A 25,465-nucleotide genomic window follows, 5' to 3' on the forward strand; every position below is an offset into this window, starting at 1 on the left:
CCCGTCCGGTGCGGGCCCCGCCGTCATGCACGAGCGGCGTGACCGACCGTGTCACGCGCCGCGCGGGCCCCCGGCATCATCCGGGAGAGCCCGCACTCGCCAGGGGGCTCCCTCGCCGAGGTCGCTCCCGGCAGCACGGGGGTCACTGCGGGTCGGGGCCCACCGCGACGGCACGGTCCGCGTCCTGGGACCACTCCGACCACGAACCCACGTACAGCGCCGCGGGAACGCCGGCCACGGCGAGGGCCAGCACCTCATGGGCACCCGAGACGCCGGAGCCGCAGTAGACGCCGACCTCGAACTCCGGTGTCACGCCGAAGGACTTGAAACGGTCCGCGAGTTCGGCCGCCGGCAGGAACCGCCCGTCCTCCGTGACGTTCCCGGCGGTCGGCGCGGAGACGGCGCCCGGGATGTGACCGCCGACCCGGTCGATCGGCTCGATTTCGCCCCGGTACCGCTCCCCCGCACGGGCGTCCAGCAGCAGCCCGGTGCGGGCGAGCGCGGCCGCCCCGTCCGCGTCGAGCGCCGGCCGGGCACCGGCCGTCGGTACGAACGTTCCGGGCACCGGCGAGGGGACCTCCGAGGACACCGGCCCGCTCCAGGCGGCGAACCCGCCGTCAAGCACGCGTACCGACGGATGACCCGAATAGCCCAGCAGCCACCAGGCGCGCGCGGCGGCCCAGCCCTGCCCGCCGTCGTACACGACGACATCGCGGTCCTCGGACACTCCCGCGGCCCGCATCGCCGCGCCGAAGACCTCGGGGTCGGGGAGGGGATGCCGGCCCGCCGCACCGGCCGGACCAGCGAGTTCGGAATCCAGGTCGACGAAGACGGCACCGGGGATGTGCGCGTTCTCGTACTCGGGGCGCAGGTTGGGGCCGCCCAACTGCCAGCGGACGTCGAGGAGGACCGGCGGGTTCGGCCCCGCCAGGTCACTCGCGAGTTCGGGTGCCGTGATGATGGCGTTCATGGTCCCCATCCTTGCGCACGGGGTGGCCGCTTCGTCCATGTCCCGCTACTGTGCTCCGCCGGGCAGGTCCGATCACCCGGCGTACGGGATCGGGCACATGCTGTACAACCGATGGACACCACACGGCAATCGCTTGGCGACGGACGGGAGACGGCGGACCGGGCGTCCCCGTTCCCACGCCGCTCGACGGTGGCGCGGGAGGGAACTCCGGCGAGACCGGTGGTGCGGACATCGGCACGGGGCGTGCACGCACGCGACTGGGTACGCGTGTTCGCAAGCGGAAGGTGACCGGCCACCGCGAGGGGCCGAGAAGAGAGTGACGATGACCGAGGCACGGGAATCGGCCGGCGCGAACGGCACCACGCACGCTCGGAACACGCCCGGGACACCCTGCTGGGTGAGCCTGATGGCGCACGAGACGGCCGCGACCCAGAACTTCTACGGAGCGCTGTTCGGCTGGGAGTTCCAGCCCGGTCCCCCGCAGCTCGGCCCCTACGCGCGGGCACTGCTCGACGGCCAGGAGGTGGCCGGGATCGGCCAGTTGCCGCCCGACCGGCATCTGCCGGTCGCCTGGACGCCCTACTTCGCCTCGGCAGACGTGGACCACACCGCCGAGACCGTACGGCACAGCGGCGGAACCGTGGGCGTGGGCCCGCTGGACGCCGCCGAGGCCGGCCGCCTGGCCATCGCCTCCGACCCGTCGGGCGCCGTCTTCGGGATCTGGCAGAGGGTCGCCCACCTCGGCACCGAGATCACCGGAGTGCCGGGCACCCCGGCGTGGAACGAACTCGTGACGCGCGACACCGAGAGTGTCGTGAAGTTCTACAAGGGGGTCTTCGGCTACGAGCTGCAGCCGGCCGGCTCGGCCGACTTCGACTACGTGACCCTCCGCATCGACGGACGGCCGGTGGCCGGCGTCCACGGCGTCGGGAACGCCCTGCCGCGCGACCGGGGACCACACTGGCTGACGTACTTCGAGGCCGCCGAACTGGACGACACCGTCAACCTCGTCACGGAACTCGGCGGGCGCCTTCTGCGGCCGGCCCACGACTCGCCGCACGGCCGGGTGGCGACGGTGGCGGATCCTGAGGGCGCGGTCTTCTCCTTGATCCACGCCGTCACCTGACCCGGCGGATCTCCGGAGACGGATCCCTGGGGGCGGAAACCGGAGCCGCAAATTCCGGAGGCGCAACTCCGGAACAGGCCTCAGACCGGGGCGATCGGCAGGACGTCGGGGGACAGGGCGCTCGCACGGGCCGTGGCGGCCGTCATACGACGCCGGTGGTGCCGGCGGCACAGGACCTCGTAGCCGATGCTCTCGTGCTGGTTGACGTCACCTACGACGACCTGGGCACCCTCGACGACCATCTCGCCGCCCACAGTACGGGCGTTGTGCGTGGCGCGGGCGCCGCACCAGCACAGGGCCTCGACCTGGAGGACCTCGACCCGGTCGGCGAGTTCGACGAGGCGCTGGGAGCCGGGGAAGAGCTTGGACCGGAAGTCGGTGGTGATCCCGAAGGCGAAGACATCGACGTCCAGGTCGTCCACCACGCGGGCCAGTTGGTCGATCTGCGCGGGGGCCAGGAACTGTGCCTCGTCCGCGATCACGTAGTCGGCCCGGCCGCCCTGCGAGAGGTGGTCCACCAGATACGCGTACAGATCCTGGTCGTCCATCACTTCGACCGCGTCGGTGACCAGCCCGAGGCGGGAGGAGAGTTTGCCCTCGCCCGCGCGGTCGTCACGCGTGAAGATCATGCCCTGCAGACCCCGCGTCGAGCGGTTGTGCTCGATCTGGAGAGCCAGTGTGGACTTCCCACAGTCCATCGTTCCGGAGAAGAACACCAGCTCGGGCATGGGGAGTTGAGCACCTTTCGGCAACAGGGAAGAAGGGAGGACGTCAGGAGCGTACTTGGAGGAGGGGTACCAGTTGCTCGGCCGGGGTCATCGAGCCGTGGTTGCCGACCATCAGCGACTCCTTCGGCTCCCGCTCGGAGGCCGTGATCAGGACGTCGTCCCGGGCGGCGGCGATGACGTCGCCCAGCCGGGCGTAGACCCGCTCGTCGACCTGCGGACCGAACCAGCCCGCCTCGATCGCCTCGTCACGGGAGGCGACCCAGAACTGCTCGCCCAGGACCTCGCGCCAGCAGGTCAGCACGTCCACCTCGGCGCCAGGGACGGCGTACACATGGCGGGCACGGCCCTCGCCGCCCAACAGGGCGACCCCGGCGCGCAGCTCCCAGTCCTCGTCGAAGTCGATGCGGTGCTGCTCGTCGAACGGGATGTCGATCATGCCGTGGTCGGCCGTGACGTACAGCGCCGAGCGCGGCGGCAACTGCTCCGCGAGACGCTGGACCAGCCGGTCGACGTACATGAGCTGTCCGCGCCAGGGGTCGGAGTCGACACCGAAGCGGTGGCCCTTGCCGTCCACTTCCGCGTAGTACGTGTAGACCAGGGAGCGGTCACCGGCGGACAGTTGCTCGGCGGCGAAGTCCATACGTTCCTCGCCCGACAGCCGGCCGTGGAACGTACCCCCGCTCAGCGCGATCTTCGTCAGCGGGGTGTTCTGGAAGGTCGGCGAGGAGACCTGGGCTGTGTGTACACCCGCCGCGTCGGCCTGCTGGAAGATCGTGGGATAGGGCTGCCAGGCGCGCGGCTCGGTCCACGGGTTCCAGCGGAGCTGGTTCATCAGCTCGCCGGTGGCGGGGTTGCGCGCGGTGTAGCCGGGCAGACCGTGCGCGCCCGGGGGCAGGCCGGTGCCCACGGAGGCGAGGGAGGTCGCGGTGGTGGCCGGGTAGCCGGCGGTGATCGGACGGCCGGTGCCGCCGCGCGAGGACGCCAGGAGCGACGTCATGAAGGGTGCTTCGTCCGGGTGGGCCTTGAGCTGCTCCCATCCGAGACCGTCGATCAGGAAAACGCAGTTCCGGTCGGCCGCGGTCAGCTCGGGTATGGCGACGGTCACGCCGGGCACCGACATCCCGGCGGCGAGCGTGGGGAGCAGATCGGCCAGCGAACCGGTGCCGTACTCGGGGACGGGCGCGGAGTCGACGGCGAGCGGCTCCGGGTGGTCCCAGGTGGGCAGAGCCATCAGCGGGCGACGTCCGCGGTCGCCTCGGAGAGGGACTGCGCGAAGGCCAGGGCCTGGCGGACGGTCTCAGGACCGTCACCCGCCTCGCTCACCCGCAGGCTCAGGTCGTCCGCCGTCGAGTTGCCGGTGTAGCCGTGATCGGCCTCGCAGTTGGGGTCACCGCAGGCGGCCGGCTCCAGGTCGATGCGGGAGACGGCGCCCCAGCCGATGGTGAGGACCACTTCGCGGGGCAGTGTGCCGGGCGAGTACGACTCGGGGTTCGCGACGACGCGGCTGACGACGACCGACGAGATCCGGCCGAGCTTGACCGACTCCGTCGAGGTCGTGGCGTACGGCGTCGGGGAGGTGGTGTCCGCGTTCTGCTCGTCGGTGTGGCTCACGATGAAACGGTTGCCGGTGAGGACCAGCACGGTGACGTGCCGCCGCACCTCGTTCGCGTCGAACGTGGTCTCCTGGTGGACCAGGTACGACCGGATGGTCTCGCCGCCGATCGCGGCCTCCACCGCCTCGGCCACGAGGGCCGGGTAGTAGCCGCTGCGCTCGATCGCCGCTCGCAGCCCCTGGGTCGTCGTACTGGTCTTGGCCATGCCGTCCATCCTACGGGGGCCCACTGACTGCGAGGCACCGCTCGCATGGGTCTGTCGTGGACGGATCAGACCGTATCGCGCGGGGTGACGGGCGGGACGCGGGCACGGCAGGCGTCCGGGCGGAGTGCCCGCCGTCACGGGGACACTGCCTTCCGGCGCCCCGGACGACTCGGCAGGCCGGGGCCACTCGGCCGGCCAGGACGGCTCGGGCGACCGGCCGGCCCGGACTCCCCGGAAGGCTCCGGTGGCCTCCATGGCCGGGACGGCCCGGACTGCCTGGACTGCCTGGACTCGGACTCCCTGGACAGCCCTGGGGCCCGTGCGACTCAGACGACCGGCAGGGTGCGGGGGCCGAGGTCGTCACGGAGCGGGGCGCGGGCCAGCCGTACCGTGGCGCCCAGGACACTCAGGCCGGCCGGGGCCACCACCACCGGCTCCAGCGAGACCGCGACGACCTCCGGGTGGTCGTCGACCAGCCGGGAGACCCGCAGCATGAGCTCTTCGAGGGCCGCCGTGTCGACCGGCGCGGAGCCCCGCCAGCCGAACAGGAGCGGTGCCGTCCGGATCGACCGGACCAGCGAGGCCGCGTCCCGGTCGGTGACCGGGACCAGCCGGTGCGCGGTGTCACCGAGCAGTTCGGAGGCGGCTCCGGCGAGCCCGAAGGAGAGCACCGCCCCGGCCGCCGGGTCGATCACCGCGCGGACGACCGTGTCGACACCGCGCGGCGCCATCCTCTGCACGACAGGGCGCAGCACCGTGGGCGGCCCGAACAGCTCGGTCAGCTCCGCGTACGCCCGGCGCAACTGCTCCTCGTCCGCCACGTCCAGGCGTACGCCGCCGAGGTCCGCGCGGTGCCGGAGGTGCGGGGCGGTGGTCTTGAGGGCGACGGGGTATCCGATGGCGCGCGCGGCCGCCACGGCGTCGTCCGGAGTGGGGGCGGGCAGGGCCTGGTGTACGTCGATGCCGTAGCGCCCGAGCAGCTCCGCCGTCTGTTCGCCGCCCAGGGTGAGACCCTCCCCGCGCGCGAGGAGGTCGTCGATCAGCCGGGCGGCCCCCTTCTCGTCGATGTCCTCGTAATCGGGCACCTTGCCGGGCTCATGGGCGTCCGTGCGCCACTGGGCGTACCTGACGGCTTCGGCGAGGGCGCGGACGGCACGTTCGGCGGCGGGATAGGCGGGGATGAGCCGGGAGTCCGGCGCGGTCTCGGCACGCGGCGCTGCGGGTGACCGGTCCGAGGGGTGGAAGCGGGCGCCGGGTGACGCGCCGGATGCACCCTCCGGGGCCTGCGGGGCGGTGCTCGCGGCGGCGGACAGGGCTTCGGCGAGTCCGCCGAGCTCGACGTGCACCACGAGCACGGGTTTCGCCGGAGCCTCCAGAGCGGAGGACCGGAGCGCCTCGGCGAGCGCCTCGTCGGCGGCCGAGGTCTCCCCCACGGCCGGTATGGCCGTCACGACGACGGCGTCGCAGCCGTCGTCGGCGAGCGCCTGCGACAGGGCCTTGTGGAAGTCCTCCGCCGAGGCAGCCGTGGTGAGGTCCCGGGGCGGCAGCGGCCTGAGCCCCTCGGCGAGGCAGGCGTCGTACGTCAGCAGCCCCAGGGACTCGGAATTCCCGAGGATCGCCACGCGGGGTCCCCGGGGCAGCGGCTGGCGGGCCAGCAGCAGGCCCGCGTCGACGAGTTCGGTGATCGTGTCCACCCGGATCACTCCGGCCTGGCGCAGCAGCGCGGACACGGTGGCGTGCGGCAGCCGTGTGGCCCGGATGGCGTGTCCCTGGGGAGCTGCCCCGCCGTGCCGCGCTCCCTGGACGACGACCAGCGGCTTCGCGGCCGCGGTCCGCCGCGCGAGGCGGGTGAACTTGCGCGGGTTGCCGATGGATTCGAGGTACATCAGGGCGACGTCGGTGTCCGGGTCCTCGTACCAGTACTGCAGGACGTCGTTGCCGGAGACGTCCGCGCGGTTCCCCGAGGAGACGAAGGTCGACACGCCGGTGACGCCGGTGACGCCGCCGCCGCGCCGGTGCAGCCGGGACAGCAGGGCGATGCCGATGGCGCCGGACTGCGCGAACAGGCCGATGCGTCCGGGGCGGGGCATCTGGGGGGCGAGCGAGGCGTTCAGCCGTACGTCGGGCGCTGTGTTGATGACACCGAAGGCGTTGGGCCCGATGATGCGCATCCCGTACGTGCGCGCGTGCCGTACGAGTTCGCGCTGGCGCTCGCGTCCCTCGGGGCCGCTCTCGGCGTAGCCTGCGGAGACCACCACCAGTCCCTGCACGCCGTGTTCGCCGCATTCGGTCACGACCTGGGGGACGAGTTCGGCAGGCACGGCGACGACGGCGAGGTCGACGGGGTCGGCGATGTCCCTGATGGAGCGGTGGGCCGGGACTCCGTCGAGTTCCTTCTCCTGGAGTGCCGCGTTCACCGCATACAGGCGTCCGGTGAAACCGGCCTGGCGGAGGTTGTCGAGGACGCTGCGGCCGACCCCTCCAGGTGCGCGCCCGGCGCCGACGACGGCGACCGAGCCGGGGGCGAGCAGCCGCTGGACGGAGCGGGCCTCGGCGCGCTGTTCCCGCGCGCGCTGGACGGCGAGGGACCGGTCGGTGGGTTCGAGGTCGAACTCCAGGCGTACGACACCGTCCTCGAAGCTGCGCTTCTGGGTGTATCCGGCGTCCGTGAAGACCTTGATCATCTTGTTGTTGGCGGGCAGCACCTCGGCGGCGAAGCGGCGGATGTCACGCTCGCGGGCCACCGCTCCGATGTGTTCGAGCAGTGCGGAGGCGACACCCCGGCCCTGGTGGGCGTCCTGCACGAGGAAGGCGACCTCGGCCTCGTCGGCGGGCGCGGAGGCGGGCATGCCGTCCGCGTTGATCCGGTCGTAGCGCACGGTGGCGATGAACTCACCGCCCACCGTGGCCGCGAGGCCGACCCGGTCCACGAAGTCGTGGTGGGTGAAGCGGCGGACGTCCTTGGCGGACAGGCGCGGATAGGGCGCGAAGAAGCGGTAGTACTTCGACTCGTCCGACACCTGCTCGTAGAAGCTGACCAGGCGCTCGGCGTCGTCGACGGTGATGGGCCTGATGCGTGCGGTGCCGCCGTCGCGCAGCACCACGTCGGCCTCCCAGTGGGCTGGGTACTCGTGCCGGTCCGACGAGGTCTGCATGGGCCCCAGAGTACGGCTCGCGTACGACAACGGCGCGGGGCAGTCTGAGGACGACGGGGCGTCGGCACGGGTCTTCGACCGACACCGCGGCGGGTGGCGCCCGGGTCCGTCCAGGCACACCTCGCGATATGGAACAATGGTCTAGACAACCCTGAAAACCCGAAGGGCAGCATCTCATGGCTGAGCGCCGCGTCAACGTCGGCTGGACCGAGGGCCTCCACGCCCGCCCCGCCTCCATCTTCGTCCGGGCCACCACGGCTTCCGGCATCCCCGTGACGATCGCGAAGGCCGACGGCGACCCCGTCAACGCGGCCTCCATGCTCGCGGTCCTCGGCCTGGGCGCCCAGGGTGGCGAGGAGATCGTCCTCTCGTCGGACGCCGACGGCGCGGAGGTCGCTCTCGACCGTCTGGCGAAGCTGGTCGCCGAGGGGCTCGACGAGCTCCCCGAGACCGTCTGAGCCCGCTCCCAGGACAGTCGGACACGCACGGCCGGGCCGCTCCACCCATTCTCCGGGTGGCGCGGCCCGGCCGTTTTCCGTGGCCTCGCCCGCACATTCCCCCGGTGTCAGGCGCGCCTCGCGCCGCGGCCGCGGAAATGGCGTGCACCGGAATTCCGGACACGCGAATAAAAGGGCATCAGAAATGAGCCCCCGCCGAATATCCCTCTTTGTATACGGCGCCTGTGTTAATGACGCGGGCCCGTCACGTTTACGGGATGTTGCGAACTTCTCACACGGTCCGCCCGGTCGCCTCCGGGGAATCGGAGCCGGTGCGCGGCCGTGGCGCGCTCGGTGTGCAGGGCCGTGATCGCGCGGGCCCGCTCGCCGTCCCCCCGGGCGACCGCGTCCACGATGCCGCCGTGCTCCGCCCAGGACTCCGCGGGGTCGGCCGGCGCCTCCACCGAGTACATCCAGGCGATCTTGTGGCGAAGCTGGGCGAGCGTCGAGGTCAGCGCGGGGCTTCCGGACGCCTGCGCCAGCGTCTCGTGGAACCAGCCGCCCAGCGAGCGCAGATCCTCGCTGTGGCCTCGCCTGGAACGCTCCTGCCCCAGCCGGACCAGCCCCCGCAACACCTTCAGGTGGGCCTCCGTGCGCCGCTGCGCGGCCCGAGCGGCCCCCAGCGGTTCCAGCAGCATGCGCATCTCCAGGAGGTCCGCGGCCTCCAGCTCGCTGGGCTCCGCGACGCAGGCGCCCGCGTGCCGGCGGGTGACCACGAAGCCCTCCGCCTCCAGCGTGCGCAGCGCCTCGCGCACGGGGACGCGCGAGACGCCGTAGCGGCGTGCGAGCAGTTCCTCGGTGAGCCGGCCGCCGCGCTCGTAGACACCCGCGACGATGTCGTCACGGATCGCCGTGCACACCGAGTGTGCCGGAATACGCATGACCGACCTCCGCTTTAATCCCCGTGAAACGCCGTCGATTGACGCTTGTTCAGTGACTCTATTGCAGGAAGCCTGAATTTCCGATGGCGGGCCTGAATCCATGGATATTTTTTGGACAGACGGCGTCCGGAAACGACGATGCCCCGACTCGGTGAGCCGGGGCATCAAAAGCGGTGGGAAGCCGCGAAGCGGTCGTCAGACGTTGACGCCGTGCGAGCGCAGGTAGGCGACCGGGTCGATGTCCGAGCCGTACTCCGCGGTCGTACGCGCCTCGAAGTGGAGGTGCGGTCCCGTGGTGTTGCCGGTGTCCCCGGAGAGGCCGATCTGCTGCCCCGGAGTGACGGCCTGCCCCACGGACACCCCGATGGACGACAGGTGGCCGAACATGGTGTACGTGCCGTCGTGCATCTTGACCACGACTTGATTGCCGTAGGCGCCGCCCCAGCCGGCCGTGACGACCGTGCCGGATCCGACGGCGTGGACCGAGGTGCCGGAGGAGGCGTGGAAGTCGACGCCGGTGTGGCTGCCGGAGGACCAGAGGGCGCTGCTGGCCTGGTAGCCGGTGGAGACGTACGAACCGGTGATCGGCATGACGAACGTGTTCAGGCGCTTGCGCTCGGCCTCGCGGGCGGCGCGCTCCTTGGCCTCGCGGAGCTTCGAGGCCTGCTCGGCGGCCTGCTTGCGGGCGGTCTGCTCGGCCTGCTTGCGCGCTGCGGCTTCGTCGGCGGCGCGCTGCTGCGCGAAGGCCTGGGCGTCGATCTGGTCGGCGACCGTGTCGTTGAGGGTGACGGCCTGGGTGAGCCCGGTCTGCTCGACGGAGGCTTCCGCGGCGAACGCGGGGGCGGCCAGGGTTCCGATCACGCCGGTGGTGGTGAGCGCCGCGACCCCGACGGCGGTCGTGGTGGTGCTGTGCACCCGGCTGCTCGTACGACGATGCTTGCCGGTGCCACAGGTGAACGCCATGTAGGGGCTGGTCCTTTCCTTCCCTCTCGCCTACCGGGTTAGCTGACGGGTTCGGAGCAGGAAGGTCTCCTACGGGCTCCCTCCGAAGAGGGCGTCCGATTCACCCCAGGGACTGCGTGGGTCCCCGGCTCCCCTGACTCACGTCACGGGGACTCGGCGATGACTGTCCGGTGCCGCGGGCGCGGCGCACTGCGTGACGAACAGCCGCACCGACGCTAAACGCGGTGTCTTTCGAACAACAAACGGATCACGATTTTTGTAACGCATCCCACAGGGCAGAAGGGCAACCGCCGTACGAATACGGACATCTTGGGACCGATGTCCGGAAAGGGAAGGGCCCTGACGGCTCTTCAGCCGTCAGGGCCCTCTTCCGTCGCACGGTTCTACTCGGCTGCCACCACGGTGACTTCACCGATTTCGAGGGCCCTCATCGGGTCCGCGATCTGTGCCGCGTCGCCGACCAGGACGGTCACCAGACGGTCCGTCGGGAAGGCGCTCACGGCCGCCGCGGTGGCCTCCACGGTGCCGGTGGCCGCCAGTTGCCGGTAGAGCGTCGCCTGGTAGTCGTCCGGCAGGTGCTGCTCGACCTGGTCCGCGAGCGTGCTCGCGACGGCCGCCGCCGTCTCGAACTTGAGGGGCGCGACACCCACCAGGTTCTGCACGGCGACATCGCGCTCGGTGTCGGTCAGGCCTTCGGCCGCGAGGGTGCGCAGCACCTTCCACAGGTCGTCGAGCGCCGGGCCGGTGTTGGGAGTGTCCACAGAACCGCTGATGGCGAGCATCGCGGCGCCCGTGCCGTCCGGCGCGGAGCGGAGGACCTGCCCGAACGCCCGTACGCCGTAGGTGTAGCCCTTCTCCTCGCGCAGGACGCGGTCCAGGCGCGAGGTGAGGGTGCCGCCGAGGCAGTAGGTGCCGAGGACCTGGGCGGGCCACACGCGGTCGTGCCGGTCGGCACCGACACGGCCGATGAGGAGCTGCGTCTGGACGGCTCCGGGGCGGTCGACGATGATCACGCGGCCGGTGTCGTCGGCGCTCACCGGCGGCACCAGACGCGGTTCGGCGGAGGAGCCGGTCCAGGAGCCGAGCGTGTCGGCGAGCAGTTCGTCGAGATCGACATCGGTCAGGTCACCGACGACGACCGCGGTGGCCGTGGCGGGGCGTACGTGCTTCTCGTAGAAGGCGCGAACGCCCGACGCGTCGATGTTCTGGACCGTCTCCTCGGTGCCCTGGCGGGGGCGCGACATGCGCGCGCTCGCCGGGAACAGTTCCTTGGAGAGCTCCTTGGCGGCACGACGGGCGGGGTTGGCCGTCTCGTGCGGGATCTCGTCCAGCCGGTTGGTCACCAGCCGCTCGACCTCGCTGTCCGCGAACGCGGGGGCCCGCAGGGCGTCGGCGAGCAGGCCGAGGGCCTTGGCCAGGCGCGAGACGGGCACTTCGAGGGACAGGCGTACGCCGGGGTGGTCGGCGTGCGCGTCGAGCGTGGCGCCGCAACGCTCCAGTTCGGCGGCGAAGTCCTCGGCAGAGTGCTTGTCGGTGCCCTCGGAGAAGGCGCGCGCCATGATCGTGGCGATGCCGTCCAGGCCCGCCGGCTCGGCGTCCAGCGGCGCGGCGAGGATCACCTCGACGGCGACGACCTGCTGACCGGGGCGGTGGCAGCGCAGCACGGTCAGACCGTTGTCCAGGGTGCCGCGCTCGGGGGCGGGGAACGCCCACGGCTTCGGCTGTCCTGCCTGGGGCTGTGGGTGGAAGTCCATGGTGGCGAGCTCGGTCACTTCGCCGCCTCCTCGTCGGTCTCGTCGGCGGAGCCGGCCGCGTCGGCGGCTTCGGCTGTGGTCGGTTCGTAGACGAGCACCGCGCGGTTGTCGGGGCGCAGACGGGCCTTGGCGGCCTCCTGGACCTCCTCCGCCGTGACGTCGAGGACGCGCTGTACGGCGGTCAGAGCGAGCTGCGGGTCGCCGAACAGGACGGCGTACCGGCACAATTCGTCGGCGCGGCCGGCGACGGTACCGAGCCGGTCGAGCCACTCGCGCTCCAACTGGGCCTGGGCGCGCTCCATTTCCCCGGCCGTGGGGCCCTCCTCGGCGAACCGGGCGAGCTCCTCGTCGACGGCGGCCTCGATGACCGGGACCTCGACGTCGCCGGACGTCTTCACATCCAGCCACCCCAGGGAGGGCGCTCCGGAGAGCCGCAGCAGGCCGAACCCGGCCGCGACGGCGGTGCGGTCACGGCGTACGAGCCGGTTGTAGAGCCGGGAGGACTCGCCGCCGCCGAGGACGGTGAGCGCCAGGTCGGCCGCGTCGCACGCGCGCGTGCCGTCCTCCGGGAGGCGGTAGGCGGCCATCAGGGCGCGCGCCGGGACGTCCTCCTCGACGACCTCGCGGATCTGCTCACCGACGATGTCGGGCAGCGATCCGTCCCGCGGGGCGGGCTTGCCGTCGTGCCCGGGGATGGAGCCGAAGTACTTCTCGACCCAGGCGAGCGTCTGCTCCGGGTCGATGTCGCCGACGACCGACAGGACAGCGTTGTTGGGCGCGTAGTTGGTACGGAAGAACGCGCGGGCGTCCTCCAGGGTGGCCGCGTCCAGGTCCGCCATCGACCCGATCGGGGTGTGGTGGTACGGGTGGCCCTCGGGGTACGAGAGCGCGGTGAGCTTCTCGAAGGCGGTGCCGTACGGGACGTTGTCGTAACGCTGGCGGCGCTCGTTCTTCACGACGTCGCGCTGGTTCTCCATGGACTCGTCGTCCAGCGCCTCGAGCAGCGATCCCATGCGGTCGGCCTCCAGCCAGAGGGCGAGCTCGAGCTGGTGGGCGGGCATGGTCTCGAAGTAGTTGGTGCGCTCGAAGCTCGTCGTGCCGTTGAGCGAGCCGCCGGCGCCCTGGACGAGTTCGAAATGACCATTGCCATGAACCTGCTTGGAGCCCTGGAACATCAGGTGCTCGAAGAGGTGGGCGAGTCCGGTCCGGCCCTTGACCTCGTGGCGCGAGCCGACGTCGTACCAGAGGCACACCGCGGCGACCGGGGTCAGATGGTCCTCGGAGAGCACCACGCGCAGGCCGTTGGCCAGGCGGTGCTCGGTCGCTGTCAGGCCGCCGGAGCCTGCCTCAGCTGTGGCCGTGTGACCCATGGGCATGTACGTCCCTTCGATCGCGGAACTGCGTCATTCCTGTCGGTCCTGCCACTGTATGCAAGCGCGTGGACGGCTGGCGAAGTTCCCGCGCCTCGTACGCCGAGAGCGAGACTCGCGCGTGTCCCCGGCGCGCCCGGGGAAGGCCTCCGGGATCCGCCGCGAACGCCCTCGGGGACCGCCGTGCACCGGCCGGACGTACTCGCGGGCCACCCGCGCACCGGGCCCGGACAGCCGCTCGGGAACGGTCCCGGCGGCGCCCGCGGAGCCTGCCCGAGGGGCGCAACGGACGGGTCGCGGTCGGGGTTGTCAGTGGGGCGGTCCACAATGGTGCGCGTCAGAACCCGTTCATGCCCCGGCAGAGACTGTGAAGGAGCCGCAGCAGCGATGGCCCGCCGCAGCACGAAGACCCCGCCGCCCGACGACTCGTACGAGGAGAAGATCCTCGACATCGACGTCGTGGACGAGATGCAGGGCTCCTTCCTCGAATACGCGTACTCGGTCATCTACTCGCGAGCCCTGCCGGACGCCCGCGACGGCTTGAAGCCGGTGCACCGCCGCATCGTGTACCAGATGAACGAGATGGGCCTGCGCCCCGACCGCGGCTATGTGAAGTGCGCCCGTGTCGTCGGCGAGGTCATGGGTAAGCTGCACCCGCACGGCGACGCGTCGATCTACGACGCACTGGTGCGTCTGGCGCAGCCCTTCTCCATGCGCGTACCCCTGGTCGACGGCCACGGCAACTTCGGCTCCCTCGGCAACGACGACCCGCCGGCGGCGATGCGTTACACCGAGGCCCGGATGGCCGACGCGACGTCGCTGATGACCGAGTCGATCGACGAGGACACCGTCGACTTCACGCCCAACTACGACGGCCAGGAGCGGGAGCCGGTGGCCCTTCCGGCCGCCTTCCCGAACCTGCTGGTCAACGGCTCGTCGGGCATCGCCGTCGGCATGGCCACGAACATGCCGCCGCACAACCTCGGCGAGGTCATCGCCGCCGCCCGGCACCTCATCCGCTACCCGGGCGCCGACCTCGAGACGCTGATGAGGCACGTCCCGGGACCCGACCTGCCCACCGGCGGCCGCATCGTCGGTCTCTCCGGGATCAGGGACGCCTACGAGTCGGGCCGCGGCACCTTCAAGATCCGTGCCACGGTGTCGGTGGAGGACGTCTCGGCGCGCCGCAAGGGCCTCGTCGTCACCGAACTGCCCTTCACCGTGGGTCCGGAGAAGGTGATCTCCAAGATCAAGGACCTGGTCGGCTCGAAGAGGCTCCAGGGCATCGCCGACGTCAAGGACCTCACCGACCGTGCGCACGGCCTGCGCCTGGTCATCGAGATCAAGAACGGCTTCGTGCCGGAGGCGGTCCTCGAACAGCTCTACAAGCTGACGCCGATGGAGGAGTCCTTCGGCATCAACAACGTGGCGCTGGTGGACGGTCAGCCGCTCACCCTGGGCCTCAAGGAGCTGCTGGAGGTCTATCTCGACCACCGCTTCGACGTCGTGCGCCGCCGGAGCGAGTTCCGCCGCACCAAGAAGCGTGACCGGCTGCACCTGGTCGAGGGTCTCCTCGTCGCCCTCCTGGACATCGACGAGGTCATCCGCCTCATCCGCTCCAGCGACAACTCGGCGCAGGCCAAGGAACGCCTGATCGAGCACTTCTCGCTCTCCGAGATCCAGACGCAGTACATCCTCGACACGCCGCTGCGCCGCCTCACCCGGTTCGACCGCATCGAGCTGGAGTCGGAGCGCGACCGTCTCAACGGCGAGATCGACGAGCTCACCGGAATCCTGGATTCGGACGCCGAGCTGCGCAAGCTGGTCTCCGGCGAACTGGCCGCGGTGGCAAAGAAGTTCGGCACCGACCGGCGCACGGTGCTCCTGGAGTCCGCGGGCGCCCCCGCCCCGACCGTCTCGCTCCAGGTCGCCGACGACCCGTGCCGCGTCCTGCTGTCCTCCACGGGGCTGCTGGCGCGTACGGTGACCGGTGAGCCCTTCGGGCAGGACCCGGACGGCAAGCGCGCCAAGCACGACGTGATCGTCTCCGCCGTGCCGGCTACGGCGCGGGGCGAGGTCGGCGCGGTCACGTCCCTGGGCCGCCTCCTGCGCCTGAGCGTGATCGACCTCCCGCAGCTCCCCGAGACGGCGTCCGCACCCAATCTCTCCGGGGGCGCTCCGATCTCGGAGTTCCTGCCCGCCCTCGAGCCGGACGAGACCGTGATCTGTCTGACGACGCTCGACGAGACGTCTCCCGGTCTCGCGATCGGCACGGCGCAGGGTGTCGTCAAGCGTACGGTGCCCGACTACCCCTCGAACAAGGAGGAGTTGGAGGTCATCACCCTCAAGGACGGCGACCGGATCGTCGGCGCCGTCGAGCTGCGCACCGGCGAGGAGGACCTGGTCTTCATCACGGACGACGCCCAGCTCCTGCGCTACCAGGCTTCCCAGGTGCGCCCGCAGGGCCGTGCCGCGGGCGGCATGGCGGGCATCAAGCTGACGGACGGCGCGAAGGTGATCTCGTTCACCGCGGTCGACCCGGCGGTCGACGCGGTGGTCTTCACGGTGGCGGGTTCGCGCGGGACGCTGGACGACTCCGTCCAGACGACGGCCAAGCTGACCCCGTTCGACCAGTATCCGCGCAAGGGCCGCGCCACGGGCGGTGTGCGCTGCCAGCGGTTCCTGAAGGGCGAGGACTGCCTGTCGCTGGCCTGGGCCGGTCCGGTGCCGGGGCGCGCGGCGCAGAAGACCGGCATGCCGGTCGACCTGCCGGAGATCGACCCGCGCCGTGACGGCTCGGGCGTGTCGCTGGGCAGGCCGGTGTCGGTGGTGGCCGGCCCGGTGTAGGCCGCCGGCCCGGTGCAGCCCGCGGTCAGCCCTCCGGGCTGGGCTCCGGCTCCTGTACGTAGCGGAGGACGCCCCACATGCTGTGTTCGTCGGCGTGTGGGGCGTCCTCTTTGCATGCCTCCAGTTCCTTGGCCAACGCCGCCGTGTCGATCCCGGAGCCGATGAGGACGAGCTGGGTGAGCCGCTCGTCCGCAGCGGTCCAGGGCTCCGGATAGAAACGCAGGAACCGCCCGACGGCATGCACCGCGTACCGGTTGCGAAGGTCCTGGACGCCGAAGTCGACGTACCCCTTGATCCGGTAGAGCCCCTCGGGCCGACTGTCGAGGAAGGTCATCAACTGTCGTGGACCGAGCGGGACTTCGGAGCTGAAGGAGAGGGAATCGTAGGCGGAGTGGAGATGGAGGTGGCCGTGAGCCTCGAGGCCGCGCTCTTCGTGGCCACCGTCCCCCGAATGGCCGTCGCCCCCTTCGCTCTGGTTGACCTCGTCGCCGTCGTCGCTGCGATGGAGATCGTCGAAGGACAGTTGTCCGATGCGCTCCTCGCCGGGCCGGCAGTCGAAGAGGAATTCCGGATCGACACGGCCGTAGGTGGCGGGGACGACCGCGGCCCGGTCGGCGAGCTCCCGGACGACGCCCAGTACACGCCCCGCGTCCTCGGCCCGGTCGATCTTGTTCACGACGACGAGATCGGCGAGGGCGAGGTGCCGGTCGATCTCAGGATGCTTCTCGCGCGTGCCGGCGAACTCGGCGGCGTCGACGACCTCGACGAGCCCTCCGTACACGATTCCCGGATGCTCGCTGGCGAGCACCATGCGCACGAGTTCCTGGGGCTCGGCGAGCCCGCTCGCCTCGATGACGATGACGTCGATCCGGGCGGAGGGTTGAGCGAGCCGGTCAAGATATTGATCAAGTTCGCTGACATCGACCGCACAGCACAGACATCCGTTGCCGAGCGAGACGGTGGAGTCGCCGAGCGCTCCGGCCACCGCCATCGCGTCGATCTCGATCGCGCCGAAGTCGTTGACGACGGCTCCGATCCGGCTGCCACCGCTGCGGTGCAGGAGATGGTTGAGCAGTGTGGTCTTGCCGGAACCCAGGAAGCCGGCGAGAACGACGACCGGGATCTGACGGGTACTCGACCGACTCACCACGCGCCCTCTCTGAACCTGTGCGCGCACCGGCTCGCAGGACCGGCGCTCACGCGGGGGATGAATGGGGATTGAATGCCGACCCAGCATACGAGTGAGGGGAAACGCCCCGAAGTGAACGATTGTTAGCGGCGCTCGCGGGGCACACGTTGGACATGGCGCCGGTGGATGCGACCCGCACATCCCTCCGTGCGCCTCCTCTCCGCCTCCCCGCCGATCAGAGCCGCTCGGCAACACTGGGAGACGGCAAGCGCGTCGCCCACCGCTCGCCGGTCCGCTCCCTGTCGCCCCACAACCGACGACCGGCGGACGGTCGCCTGATTCGGGGGTTGGCATGGCCACAATGAAAGTCAAGGTTCATGGGTTGCGCTCCGCCGCCGCCGCGGCGGTCGGCCTGTTGGCGGGGGCCGCCGTCACCCTCGTCGCGCAGCGAGCCACCCTTGACGCGCTGCACGCGCGGATCGAGCTGCTGGAGCAGGCCGCCCAGACCCAGCGCCAGGCCAATCTCGCTCACCAGCAGCGACTCCACTGGGAACTGCTGAGCAAGGCCATGGACGATCCCGAGCTGGCCGAGGTCCTGGACGCGTACGACGGGACCGTGTCCCCAAGGAAACAGCGCCAGTTCCTGTTCAGTAACGCCTTGTACACGAACGCGCTCTGCTACTACCGCATGGGCAACATGACCCGGGAGGAATTCTTCGGCTTTGCCCGCGGGTGGCTCCAAAACCCGATCTTCCGCGAGTACTGGTACGCAACACGCCCTCATCGGGCAACTCTGATCAGCACATCGGAAGAAGCTCAAATCGGACTTATGGTCGAGGGCTTCCTCGCACAAATGGAGGAAGCCGATGCAGATGAGTGGTGGGTAGTGGGCGAACCGTCGAGCGAGTAGCGCCCGACACCTGTCGCACTCCGGCGCAAACGCGTCCACTTGCGCCACCCTGCTGGGCGAATCACACGGTCGGGCGATAACGAACGGGTAAACCAGCGCGTTTCCCCAGATGCCAACAGGGTTGACTACTGCGCAATCACGTATTGGGTCGATCCCCACCGAACGTCGTCGCTCCACGCCGCCCGGTCCGAGGTTGCGGCCCCACAGGGCCGCAACGCGCCGCGCAGCAACAGCGCGCAGGCAATCCCACCTCGAGATCAAAGGGAAGCAAGAAGAGTGAGCCACATCATCCGTCGGATCGGCACTCCTCCCGTCATGCGGGGCAGTACGTCAGGTGCCAATTGCCCGGACATTTTCGAACTGTCCGACGGTACGTTCGCCGTGATCGGGACAGATGTCACCGAGAAGCTCGACGCCGAACTACCCTTCGATGCTTCCCGCGCGGACTACGAGCGAATCGTCGTAGTCTCCCGCGAAACCCTCATTCACGCGAAGGCGGATATTCCCGACGCATAGGCGGCTGAACGCCACAAACTCGCTCGAGCATCGGCACAAGCGCACGTCGTCGTGCGTTCGCTTCGCCCTGGGTAGCCCCGTTCCGCATGCCACCCCGCGTGGTTGGCGGTCACAGGTCGTTCAGCAACTTGACCTCACAATCACCGCACGAAAGGCCAAGACAATGACTACTGTCATCCGTCGAATTGGTGCCCCTCCCCGTGCACGAGGCAGCGCATCAGGTCAGTCCTGTCCCGACATCTTCGAGCTGAGCGACGGCAGTTTCGCCGTCATCGGGCGCGATGCAACCCTGGAGCTCGAGCCAGAGCTCCCGTCCGATGCCGCACGAGCCGACTACGAGCGGATCGTGGTCATCACACGCGAGACACTCCTGCGGGCCAAGGACGACATTCCGCCCGCCTAGCGGCAGCGTTTCCGGAACAACCACCACCCGGGCTCGGCAACGACTTGTTGCCGGGCCCGTTTCGATCTCCGGGCGGCTCGGTCTCCGGTCAGCCGCGCGCAGGCACCGCCACCGGCGGAACCGGGCCCACATAACGAGCCGCCGGACGGATGATCTTTGAGTCCTGTGCCTGTTCCATGATGTTCGCGCTCCAGCCGACCACGCGGGCGGCGGCGAAGGTGGGTGTGAACATCTCCCTGGGCAGCCCGCAGAGTTCCATGACCACGCCGGCGTAGAACTCCACGTTGGTGTGCAGCTCGCGGCCCGGCTTGAGTTCGGCCAAGATCGCCTCCACCTGTCGTTCCACTTCGACCGCGAACTCCACGAGCGGGCCACCGAACCCCTGAGCCATCTCGCGGAGCATCCGCGAGCGCGGGTCCTCCGTGCGGTAGACGGGGTGCCCGAAACCCATGATGCGCTCGCCGGCGAGCACGCGTTCGCGGATCCAGGGGTCGATGCGGTCGGGGGTCGCGATCGCGTCAAGGGTGTCCAGGGCACGGCTGGGAGCGCCTCCGTGGAGCGGACCGGAGAGAGCCCCGACCGCACCCACGAGGCAGGCGGCCACATCCGCGCCGGTCGAAGCGATCACCCGTGCCGTGAACGTTGATGCATTGAATCCGTGATCAATGGTTGAGATGAGGTATTGCTCGACTGCACGGGCGCGGGCGTCGTCCGGCTCCAAACCCGTCAACATGTACAGGTAGTTGGCGGCGTACCCCAAGTCCTCACGTGGCTCCACAGGGTCCAGTCCCTGCCCGAGCCGGTACAGCGCGGCGAGGAGGGTCGGGACGGCCGCCGTCGCGGCGAGGCCGTCGTCGCGGCGGCGGCCGGCGTCGATGTCGTACACCGGACGGAACCCCAGCGAGGCCCCCAGCAGCGACAACGCGGTGCGCAGCCCGGCGAGGGGGCCCGCCGGTCCGGTCGCCGCCGCGATCGCCGGCAGCGCGGCACGCACGTCGTCCGGCAGTCGGCGCAGTCGCGCGGTCCGCTCGGCGAAGGCGGCGCAGCGACCCTCGTCGGGCAGCTCGCCGTGGGCCAGCAGATGCCAGACCTCCTCGAAGCCACAGGCCCGCGCGAGGTCGACGGCCGAGTACTGACGGTAGTGGTAGAAGCCCTCCAGCCCTCTGACGTCACCCAGTTCGGTGTCGGTGACGACGACTCCGGCGAGACCTCGCGGAACATCGGCACGTGCGTCTGCGACTACGTCGGCAGAGGTGAACGCGGCTTGGTTGATCGGCATGTTTCCTCCCTGGACTTGATTCGACTGTCCATGCTTGACTCTCTAACTGTCAATATTGATTGAATCAATATGCCGATCCACAGATACGGTGGCGCTCATGAGGGATCGAGAAGCGGCAGCATCCGCCCACGAGGGCCGACGGCTCAGCACCAAGGAGACCGCCGAGCTGCTCGGTGTGAAGCCGGAGACCGTGTACGCGTACGTGAGCCGCGGTCAGCTCAGCAGCAGGCGGGAGCCGGGAGGGCGCGGGAGCACGTTCGACACCAAGGAGGTCGAGGCCCTCGCACGGCGCAACAGACGGGAGGGCGGCGGCAGTTCGAGCGGTGGCGGCGAGCTCTCCGTCCGCACCCGCATCACGCTGATCGACAAGGACCGGTACTACTTCCGTGGCGTCGACGCGACGGAGCTGGCCGCCCGGTACTCCTACGAGGAGATCGCCGAGTGGCTGTGGACCGGCGAGCTGCGCCCCGGGATCACGTTCACGGCCCCGGAGGGGGCCGTGGCGGCGGCCCGGCGCAGCGTCGAGGCACTGCCCGAGCACAGCGGCCCGACCGACCGGTTGCGCGTCGCGGCGATCGCCGCGGCGGCCTCCGACCCCCTGCGTTTCGACCTCTCCGAGAGCGCCGTGCTGGGCACCGGACGCACCCTCATCCCCACCCTCGTCGCCGCGCTTCCGACCGTGCGGCACGACCACCGCGACGAAGGTCCACTGGCCCGCCGGCTGTGGGCACGGCTCAGCGGACGCGCACCCGACGAGGCGTCAGTACGTGTGCTGGACACGGCACTCGGACTGCTCGTCGACCACGACCTGGCCGCCTCGACACTGGCGGTCCGGGTCGCGGCGTCGGCCCGCGCCCATGCGTACGCGGCCGTGTCGGCCGGCTTCGGCGTCCTCGAAGGGCCCCTGCACGGGGCAGCCAGCGGGCTCGCGCACCGACTGCTGCTGGACGTTCTGGACCAGGGCACCGCCGCTCCCGTGGTCGCCGACGAACTGCGCGCCGGGCGCCGCGTCCCCGGACTCGGTCACCGGCTCTACCCCGGCGAGGATCCACGCGCGCGTGCCCTGTTCGCCCTCCTGGAGGAGGTGCCCGGTGCGGAGCCCGCTCTGGCGGCGGCCCGCGACGTGGTGACCACCACGGCCAGACACGCTCCTCTGCACGCCAATGTCGATCTCGCACTGGCCGTTCTCACCGTCTCGTCCGGCATGCCTGCCTCGGCGGGAGAGACGGTCTTCGCCGTCGCCCGGACGGCGGGCTGGATCGCCCACACCCTGGAGGAGTACGCGGAGCGACCCTTGCGGATGCGGCCGAGCGGCCATTACGTGGGCGAGCGGCCGCCCCAGCCGCTCCCGCGCTAGACGGCGCACGCCGGGCGCGGAGAAAGGACTGTGCGCACCGTCCAGGCACCATCTCGCCACGCGCGCTTCCGCGCGCCCGGCCACGCGCCCGGACGCCCCCTGGCGCGCCCCCGGTGGGCGGGGAAGTCGCCCCGGGCGAAGTCAGGTTAGGCTCACCTCTGTGAGTACGTGCACGACTGTGTCGCGGCAGCTCGACGAGCCATTTTCCGGGACCGCGGCCACTGCGAGGACATGGCTGCTCATCGAGCAGCCCGGACCCTGGGGTGCCAAGGCGCTCACTTCGAGCCACCTGGATCCCGCGCTCGGCCGCGCCCTCGAAGCGGCCGCGCAGGGCACCGGGGTGCGCATCGCGCTCATCCGGCGTCCCGGGCGCCATGCCGACTGCGGTCCACTCGCCGAACGGCAGGTGTATGTGGCCCACACCACCCCGGGAAACGCCTGGGTGCACAGCGCCATGACGCGCGATCCCGGGGACTTGCTCGACCTCGACTTCTCGGCGCTCGGCGCGGGCGACCCGCACTCCTTCGACGAGGTGCTCCAAGGACGGCACCACACGGGCGATCCGCTGGCCCTCGTCTGCACCAACGGCAAGCGCGACCGCTGCTGCGCCCTGCTCGGACGCCCTCTGGCGGCGGAACTGGCCGCCTCCGGCGTCGGTGGCATCTGGGAGGTCACCCATCTGGGTGGTCATCGCTTCTCTCCCACCGTGCTGGTCCTGCCGTACGGGTACGCCTACGGCCGTGCCGAGGCCCATACCGTCAAGGAGGTCCTCCAGGGCGTCCGGGAGGGCCGGGTCGTCACCGAGGGGTGTCGCGGGAACTCCGCCTGGGAACGCCCCGGCCAGGCGGCCGAGCTGGCCGTACGGACGGCTTCGGGGGAACAGGCCGCCGACGTCCTGACGGTGATCCGTACGGACGGCAGCGCGCCGCGCTGGGAGGTCACCGTCGCCCACTCCGACGGCCGGTTGTGGCGGGTCGTCGTCGCGCGGGGTGCCTCGCTGCCGCCCCGCCCGGAGAGCTGCGGTTCGGCGCTCGGTTCACCCGCGCGGATGGACGTGGTGGCCGTACGCCAGCTCGAGGCGACGGCTGTCGCCGTGGCCTGCTGACGGCCCGGTCCCTGGTTCGACCGAGGCCGGGTGCGTCGCACGAAACCGGGCGCGCCGCACGAAACGGCCGGAAGCCGTGGCAGGCGCCCACCGTCGGATCCCCGGCGCTGCGGTCGCACCACAGCCGCCTCGGGCATTGATCAAGAGATCCACACCACACTCTCTGTGGAGGGACGAGGCACCGCCGTACGGTCGTGGGCATGAGCCCCACTCCCCTCGCACGACGACTGCGCCTCGGTCTGCCACGGCGGGTGTTCGCTCAGGTGCTGCTGATGCAGATCTCGATCGCGGCGGGAGTCGCCGTGCTCGCCACCGGCCTGTTCCTGGCGCCGCTGAGCGCACAGCTGGACGACCAGGCCATGCAGCGCGCCCTGGCGATCGCGCGGACCACGGCCGCCCAGCCCCAGATAGCCGAGGACCTCCAGACGACAGCCCCCTCCAGGACCGGCCCCGTGCAGGTCGAGGCCGAGCGGATACGGAAGGCGAGCCGCGCCGACTACGTCGTCGTGATGAACATGCGGGGCATCCGCTGGTCGCACACGGAGCCCGCACGGATCGGCGAACCGGTCTCGACGAGCCCGCGGCAGGCCCTGGCCGGCAGGGACGTGATGGAGATCGACACCGGAACTCTGGGACGGTCCGCACGGGGAAAGGTGCCGCTGCGCGACGCCGCCGGCCGGATCGTCGGCGCGGTGTCGGTGGGTATCAAGTACGACAGTGTGCGGGCCCGGCTGATCGACGCGATCCCGGGGTTGTTCGCGTACGCGGGCGGGGCCATGGCCGTCGGCGCGCTGGCCGCGTATCTGATCTCCCGCAGAGTCCAGCGCCAGACCCATGACCTGGCCTTCTCCGATATCTCGGCGCTGCTCGCGGAACGTGAGGCGATGCTGCACGGCATCCGCGAGGGCGTGGTCGCCCTGGACCGGGGCGGTCGCGTACGCCTGCTCAACGACGAGGCGCAGCGGCTGCTCGGGGTCGGCGCCGAGGCCGTCGGGCGGGCACTCGACGACGCGCTGGGTCCAGGCCGTACGACGGATGTGCTGGCGGGACGCGTCACCGGCACGGACCTGCTCACCGTCCGTGGCCAGCGCGTCCTGGTCGCCAACCGGATGCCCACCGAGGACGGCGGCGCCGTCGCCACCTTGCGCGACCGGACCGAACTGGAGCAGCTCGGCCGTGAGCTCGACTCCACGCACGGACTGATCGACGCCTTGCGCGCGCAGGACCATGAGCACGCCAATCATCTGCACACGCTCCTGGGACTGCTCGAACTGGAGATGTACGACGACGCCGTGGAGTTCGTCGGGGAAGTGGTCGGCGACCACAGGGTCACCGCGGAACAGGTCACCGAGAAGATCCATGATCCGCTGCTCGCCGCGCTCCTCGTCGGCAAGGCGACCGTGGCGACGGAGCGGGGCGTGGCGCTGTGGATCTCGGACCGGACGCTGCTCCCGGACCGGTTGGTCGATCCGCGTGGGCTCGTCACCGTCGTCGGGAACCTCGTCGACAACGCGCTGGACGCCGTCGCGGGTGCGCCGCACGCGCGCGTGGAGGTCGAATTGCGCGCCGAGGGGCGAACCGCCGTACTGCGGATACGGGACACCGGGCCCGGCGTCCCCGAGGAGCGGCGGGAGTTGGTCTTCACGGACGGCTGGAGCACGAAGCAGCCGCCCGCGCACGGCAAGCGTGGAATCGGGCTCTCCCTGGTGCGGCGCCTCGCCGAGCGGCAGGGAGGCAGTGCGGAGGTGGCCGACGCGGAGGGCGGCGGCGCGGAGTTCACGGTCGTCCTGCCGGAAGCGCTGACGGACCCGTCGCTGGCGCCGAAGGCTGCCCCCGGAAGCACCGTGAACGCCACGAACACCTGGAATGCCGGGAACACCGGGACCGGCTGGAGCGCCGGGAACTCCGACGGGGAGCCGGGATGATCGAGGTTCTGGTCGTGGACGACGACGCGCGGGTCGCGCGCGTCAACGCCGCCTACGTGGAGAGGGTGCCGGGCTTCCGTGTCGCGGGGCAGGCGCACAGCGCGGCCGAAGCGCTGCGCCGGATGGAAGGGCTGCCGCGCCCGGACCTCGTCCTGATGGACCACCATCTGCCGGACGAGTCAGGCCTCGCGGTCGTCCAGGAGATGCGCCGACGGGGCCATCAGATCGACGTGATCATGGTGACGGCCGCGCGTGACCTCACGACCGTACGGGCGGCGTTGCGGCAGGGCGTACTGCAGTACCTGGTCAAGCCGTTCTCGTTCGCCGGGCTGCGGGCCAAACTGGAGACGTACGCCGACCTGCGACGCACGCTCGACCGCGGCGGCACGGCCGAGCAGTCCGATGTGGACCTGATCTTCGGGGCGCTCTCCTCGGGGGCCGTGCCCGACCTGCCCAAGGGGCACTCCCCCGCGACGGCGAACCTCGTACGGCGCGCCCTGCTGAACGCCGAGGGCTCGCTGTCCGCCCAGGAGGTCGCGGAGGAGACCGGGCTGAGCCGGCAGACCGCACAGCGGTATCTGAAGCTCCTGGAGCGTACGGGGAAGGTGCGTCTGACCCTCCGCTACGGCGACGCGGGCCGCCCGGAGCACCGCTACGTGTGGGCCACCCGCGTCTGAGGATCTACCCGAAGCGGGAACGGCCGCCCCGTCGCCCGTACGACCGGCGGGGGCA

The 25,465-nt window shown here is 70.8% G+C and carries 21 protein-coding genes and 1 riboswitch; of the genes, 10 read left to right on the plus strand and 11 right to left on the minus strand.

Going from position 1 to position 25,465, the window contains the following annotated elements:
• Window positions 1-142 precede the first annotated feature (142 nt).
• A complete protein-coding gene (locus ACWEBX_RS03675; RefSeq protein ID WP_451883267.1) occupies window positions 143-970 on the minus strand; it encodes a sulfurtransferase in 828 nt (275 codons plus the stop codon).
• Between the two features lie 322 nt (window positions 971-1,292).
• On the opposite strand from ACWEBX_RS03675, the gene ACWEBX_RS03680 reads away from it, so the two are divergent.
• On the plus strand, window positions 1,293-2,096 hold the full coding sequence (locus ACWEBX_RS03680; protein ID WP_451883268.1) for a VOC family protein: 804 nt from the start codon (window positions 1,293-1,295) through the stop codon (window positions 2,094-2,096).
• An 80-nt stretch (window positions 2,097-2,176) separates the two neighbouring features.
• Here ACWEBX_RS03680 and ACWEBX_RS03685 read toward each other — a convergent pair whose 3' ends face one another.
• The 4 genes from ACWEBX_RS03685 to ACWEBX_RS03700 all read right to left on the minus strand — a co-directional run bounded on the left by ACWEBX_RS03685 (window position 2,177) and on the right by ACWEBX_RS03700 (window position 7,797).
• Window positions 2,177-2,824 carry a thymidine kinase gene (locus tag ACWEBX_RS03685; RefSeq protein ID WP_451883269.1) on the minus strand — a complete coding sequence of 216 codons (648 nt, stop codon included), beginning with the start codon at window positions 2,822-2,824 and terminating at the stop codon, window positions 2,177-2,179.
• Window positions 2,825-2,867: 43 nt separating this feature from the next.
• On the minus strand, window positions 2,868-4,055 hold the full coding sequence (locus ACWEBX_RS03690; RefSeq protein ID WP_451883270.1) for an alkaline phosphatase family protein: 1,188 nt from the start codon (window positions 4,053-4,055) through the stop codon (window positions 2,868-2,870).
• The gene (locus ACWEBX_RS03695) at window positions 4,055-4,642 is read right to left on the minus strand and encodes a DUF5998 family protein (protein WP_451883271.1); all 588 of its coding nucleotides are present in this window, start codon (window positions 4,640-4,642) and stop codon (window positions 4,055-4,057) included. Before ACWEBX_RS03695 ends, ACWEBX_RS03690 begins: the two co-directional genes overlap by 1 nt.
• Before the next feature lie 326 nt (window positions 4,643-4,968).
• Complete coding sequence (locus tag ACWEBX_RS03700) at window positions 4,969-7,797, minus strand: bifunctional acetate--CoA ligase family protein/GNAT family N-acetyltransferase (RefSeq protein WP_451883272.1); 2,829 nt, start codon at window positions 7,795-7,797, stop codon at window positions 4,969-4,971.
• Window positions 7,798-7,973: 176 nt separating this feature from the next.
• On the opposite strand from ACWEBX_RS03700, the gene ACWEBX_RS03705 reads away from it, so the two are divergent.
• Window positions 7,974-8,255, plus strand: coding sequence for an HPr family phosphocarrier protein (locus ACWEBX_RS03705; RefSeq protein WP_451883273.1), 282 nt, complete (start codon window positions 7,974-7,976; stop codon window positions 8,253-8,255).
• A gap of 227 nt (window positions 8,256-8,482) precedes the next feature.
• On the opposite strand, the gene ACWEBX_RS03710 is transcribed toward ACWEBX_RS03705, so the two are convergent.
• The 4 genes from ACWEBX_RS03710 to ACWEBX_RS03725 form a co-directional block, all read right to left on the minus strand.
• Window positions 8,483-9,175, minus strand: a complete 693-nt coding sequence (locus ACWEBX_RS03710; protein ID WP_451883274.1) for a GntR family transcriptional regulator — start codon at window positions 9,173-9,175, stop codon at window positions 8,483-8,485.
• 195 nt (window positions 9,176-9,370) lie between these two features.
• Window positions 9,371-10,138 carry a M23 family metallopeptidase gene (locus ACWEBX_RS03715; RefSeq protein ID WP_451883275.1) on the minus strand — a complete coding sequence of 256 codons (768 nt, stop codon included), beginning with the start codon at window positions 10,136-10,138 and terminating at the stop codon, window positions 9,371-9,373.
• A 12-nt stretch (window positions 10,139-10,150) separates the two neighbouring features.
• Window positions 10,151-10,307, minus strand: a riboswitch (cyclic di-AMP (ydaO/yuaA leader).
• Window positions 10,308-10,521: 214 nt separating this feature from the next.
• Entirely contained in the window at window positions 10,522-11,910 is a 1,389-nt protein-coding gene (locus ACWEBX_RS03720; RefSeq protein ID WP_451883276.1) for a M16 family metallopeptidase, read from the minus strand.
• A complete protein-coding gene (locus ACWEBX_RS03725) occupies window positions 11,907-13,268 on the minus strand; it encodes a M16 family metallopeptidase (protein ID WP_451883277.1) in 1,362 nt (453 codons plus the stop codon). The genes ACWEBX_RS03720 and ACWEBX_RS03725 overlap by 4 nt, the downstream gene beginning before the upstream one ends.
• A gap of 381 nt (window positions 13,269-13,649) precedes the next feature.
• Here ACWEBX_RS03725 and ACWEBX_RS03730 point away from each other — a divergent pair, with 381 nt between their 5' ends.
• Window positions 13,650-16,109, plus strand: coding sequence for a DNA gyrase/topoisomerase IV subunit A (locus ACWEBX_RS03730; RefSeq protein ID WP_451883278.1), 2,460 nt, complete (start codon window positions 13,650-13,652; stop codon window positions 16,107-16,109).
• A gap of 25 nt (window positions 16,110-16,134) precedes the next feature.
• Here ACWEBX_RS03730 and ACWEBX_RS03735 read toward each other — a convergent pair whose 3' ends face one another.
• Window positions 16,135-17,256, minus strand: a complete 1,122-nt coding sequence (locus ACWEBX_RS03735) for a CobW family GTP-binding protein (protein ID WP_451883279.1) — start codon at window positions 17,254-17,256, stop codon at window positions 16,135-16,137.
• 334 nt (window positions 17,257-17,590) lie between these two features.
• On the opposite strand from ACWEBX_RS03735, the gene ACWEBX_RS03740 reads away from it, so the two are divergent.
• The 3 genes from ACWEBX_RS03740 to ACWEBX_RS03750 all read left to right on the plus strand — a co-directional run bounded on the left by ACWEBX_RS03740 (window position 17,591) and on the right by ACWEBX_RS03750 (window position 19,067).
• Window positions 17,591-18,148: a DUF6082 family protein gene (locus ACWEBX_RS03740; protein WP_451883280.1), complete on the plus strand. Its 558-nt coding sequence runs from the start codon at window positions 17,591-17,593 to the stop codon at window positions 18,146-18,148.
• 315 nt (window positions 18,149-18,463) lie between these two features.
• Entirely contained in the window at window positions 18,464-18,664 is a 201-nt protein-coding gene (locus ACWEBX_RS03745; RefSeq protein WP_451883350.1) for a hypothetical protein, read from the plus strand.
• Window positions 18,665-18,827: 163 nt separating this feature from the next.
• Window positions 18,828-19,067, plus strand: coding sequence for a hypothetical protein (locus ACWEBX_RS03750; RefSeq protein WP_328671941.1), 240 nt, complete (start codon window positions 18,828-18,830; stop codon window positions 19,065-19,067).
• A gap of 88 nt (window positions 19,068-19,155) precedes the next feature.
• Here ACWEBX_RS03750 and ACWEBX_RS03755 read toward each other — a convergent pair whose 3' ends face one another.
• Window positions 19,156-20,346 (minus strand): citrate synthase, encoded by a 1,191-nt coding sequence (locus tag ACWEBX_RS03755; protein ID WP_451883281.1) that lies wholly within the window; start codon window positions 20,344-20,346, stop codon window positions 19,156-19,158.
• Window positions 20,347-20,443: 97 nt separating this feature from the next.
• Here ACWEBX_RS03755 and ACWEBX_RS03760 point away from each other — a divergent pair, with 97 nt between their 5' ends.
• The 4 genes from ACWEBX_RS03760 (at window position 20,444) to ACWEBX_RS03775 (ending at window position 25,410) form a co-directional block, all read left to right on the plus strand.
• Window positions 20,444-21,703, plus strand: coding sequence for a citrate synthase (locus ACWEBX_RS03760; RefSeq protein WP_451883282.1), 1,260 nt, complete (start codon window positions 20,444-20,446; stop codon window positions 21,701-21,703).
• Between the two features lie 160 nt (window positions 21,704-21,863).
• Complete coding sequence (locus tag ACWEBX_RS03765) at window positions 21,864-22,808, plus strand: sucrase ferredoxin (RefSeq protein WP_451883283.1); 945 nt, start codon at window positions 21,864-21,866, stop codon at window positions 22,806-22,808.
• A gap of 200 nt (window positions 22,809-23,008) precedes the next feature.
• The gene (locus ACWEBX_RS03770; RefSeq protein WP_451883284.1) at window positions 23,009-24,733 is read left to right on the plus strand and encodes an ATP-binding protein; all 1,725 of its coding nucleotides are present in this window, start codon (window positions 23,009-23,011) and stop codon (window positions 24,731-24,733) included.
• Window positions 24,730-25,410, plus strand: coding sequence for a response regulator (locus ACWEBX_RS03775; RefSeq protein WP_451883285.1), 681 nt, complete (start codon window positions 24,730-24,732; stop codon window positions 25,408-25,410). Before ACWEBX_RS03770 ends, ACWEBX_RS03775 begins: the two co-directional genes overlap by 4 nt.
• The last annotated feature ends 55 nt before the right edge of the window (window positions 25,411-25,465 follow it).

Source organism: Streptomyces sp. NPDC005070 (assembly GCF_053600395.1).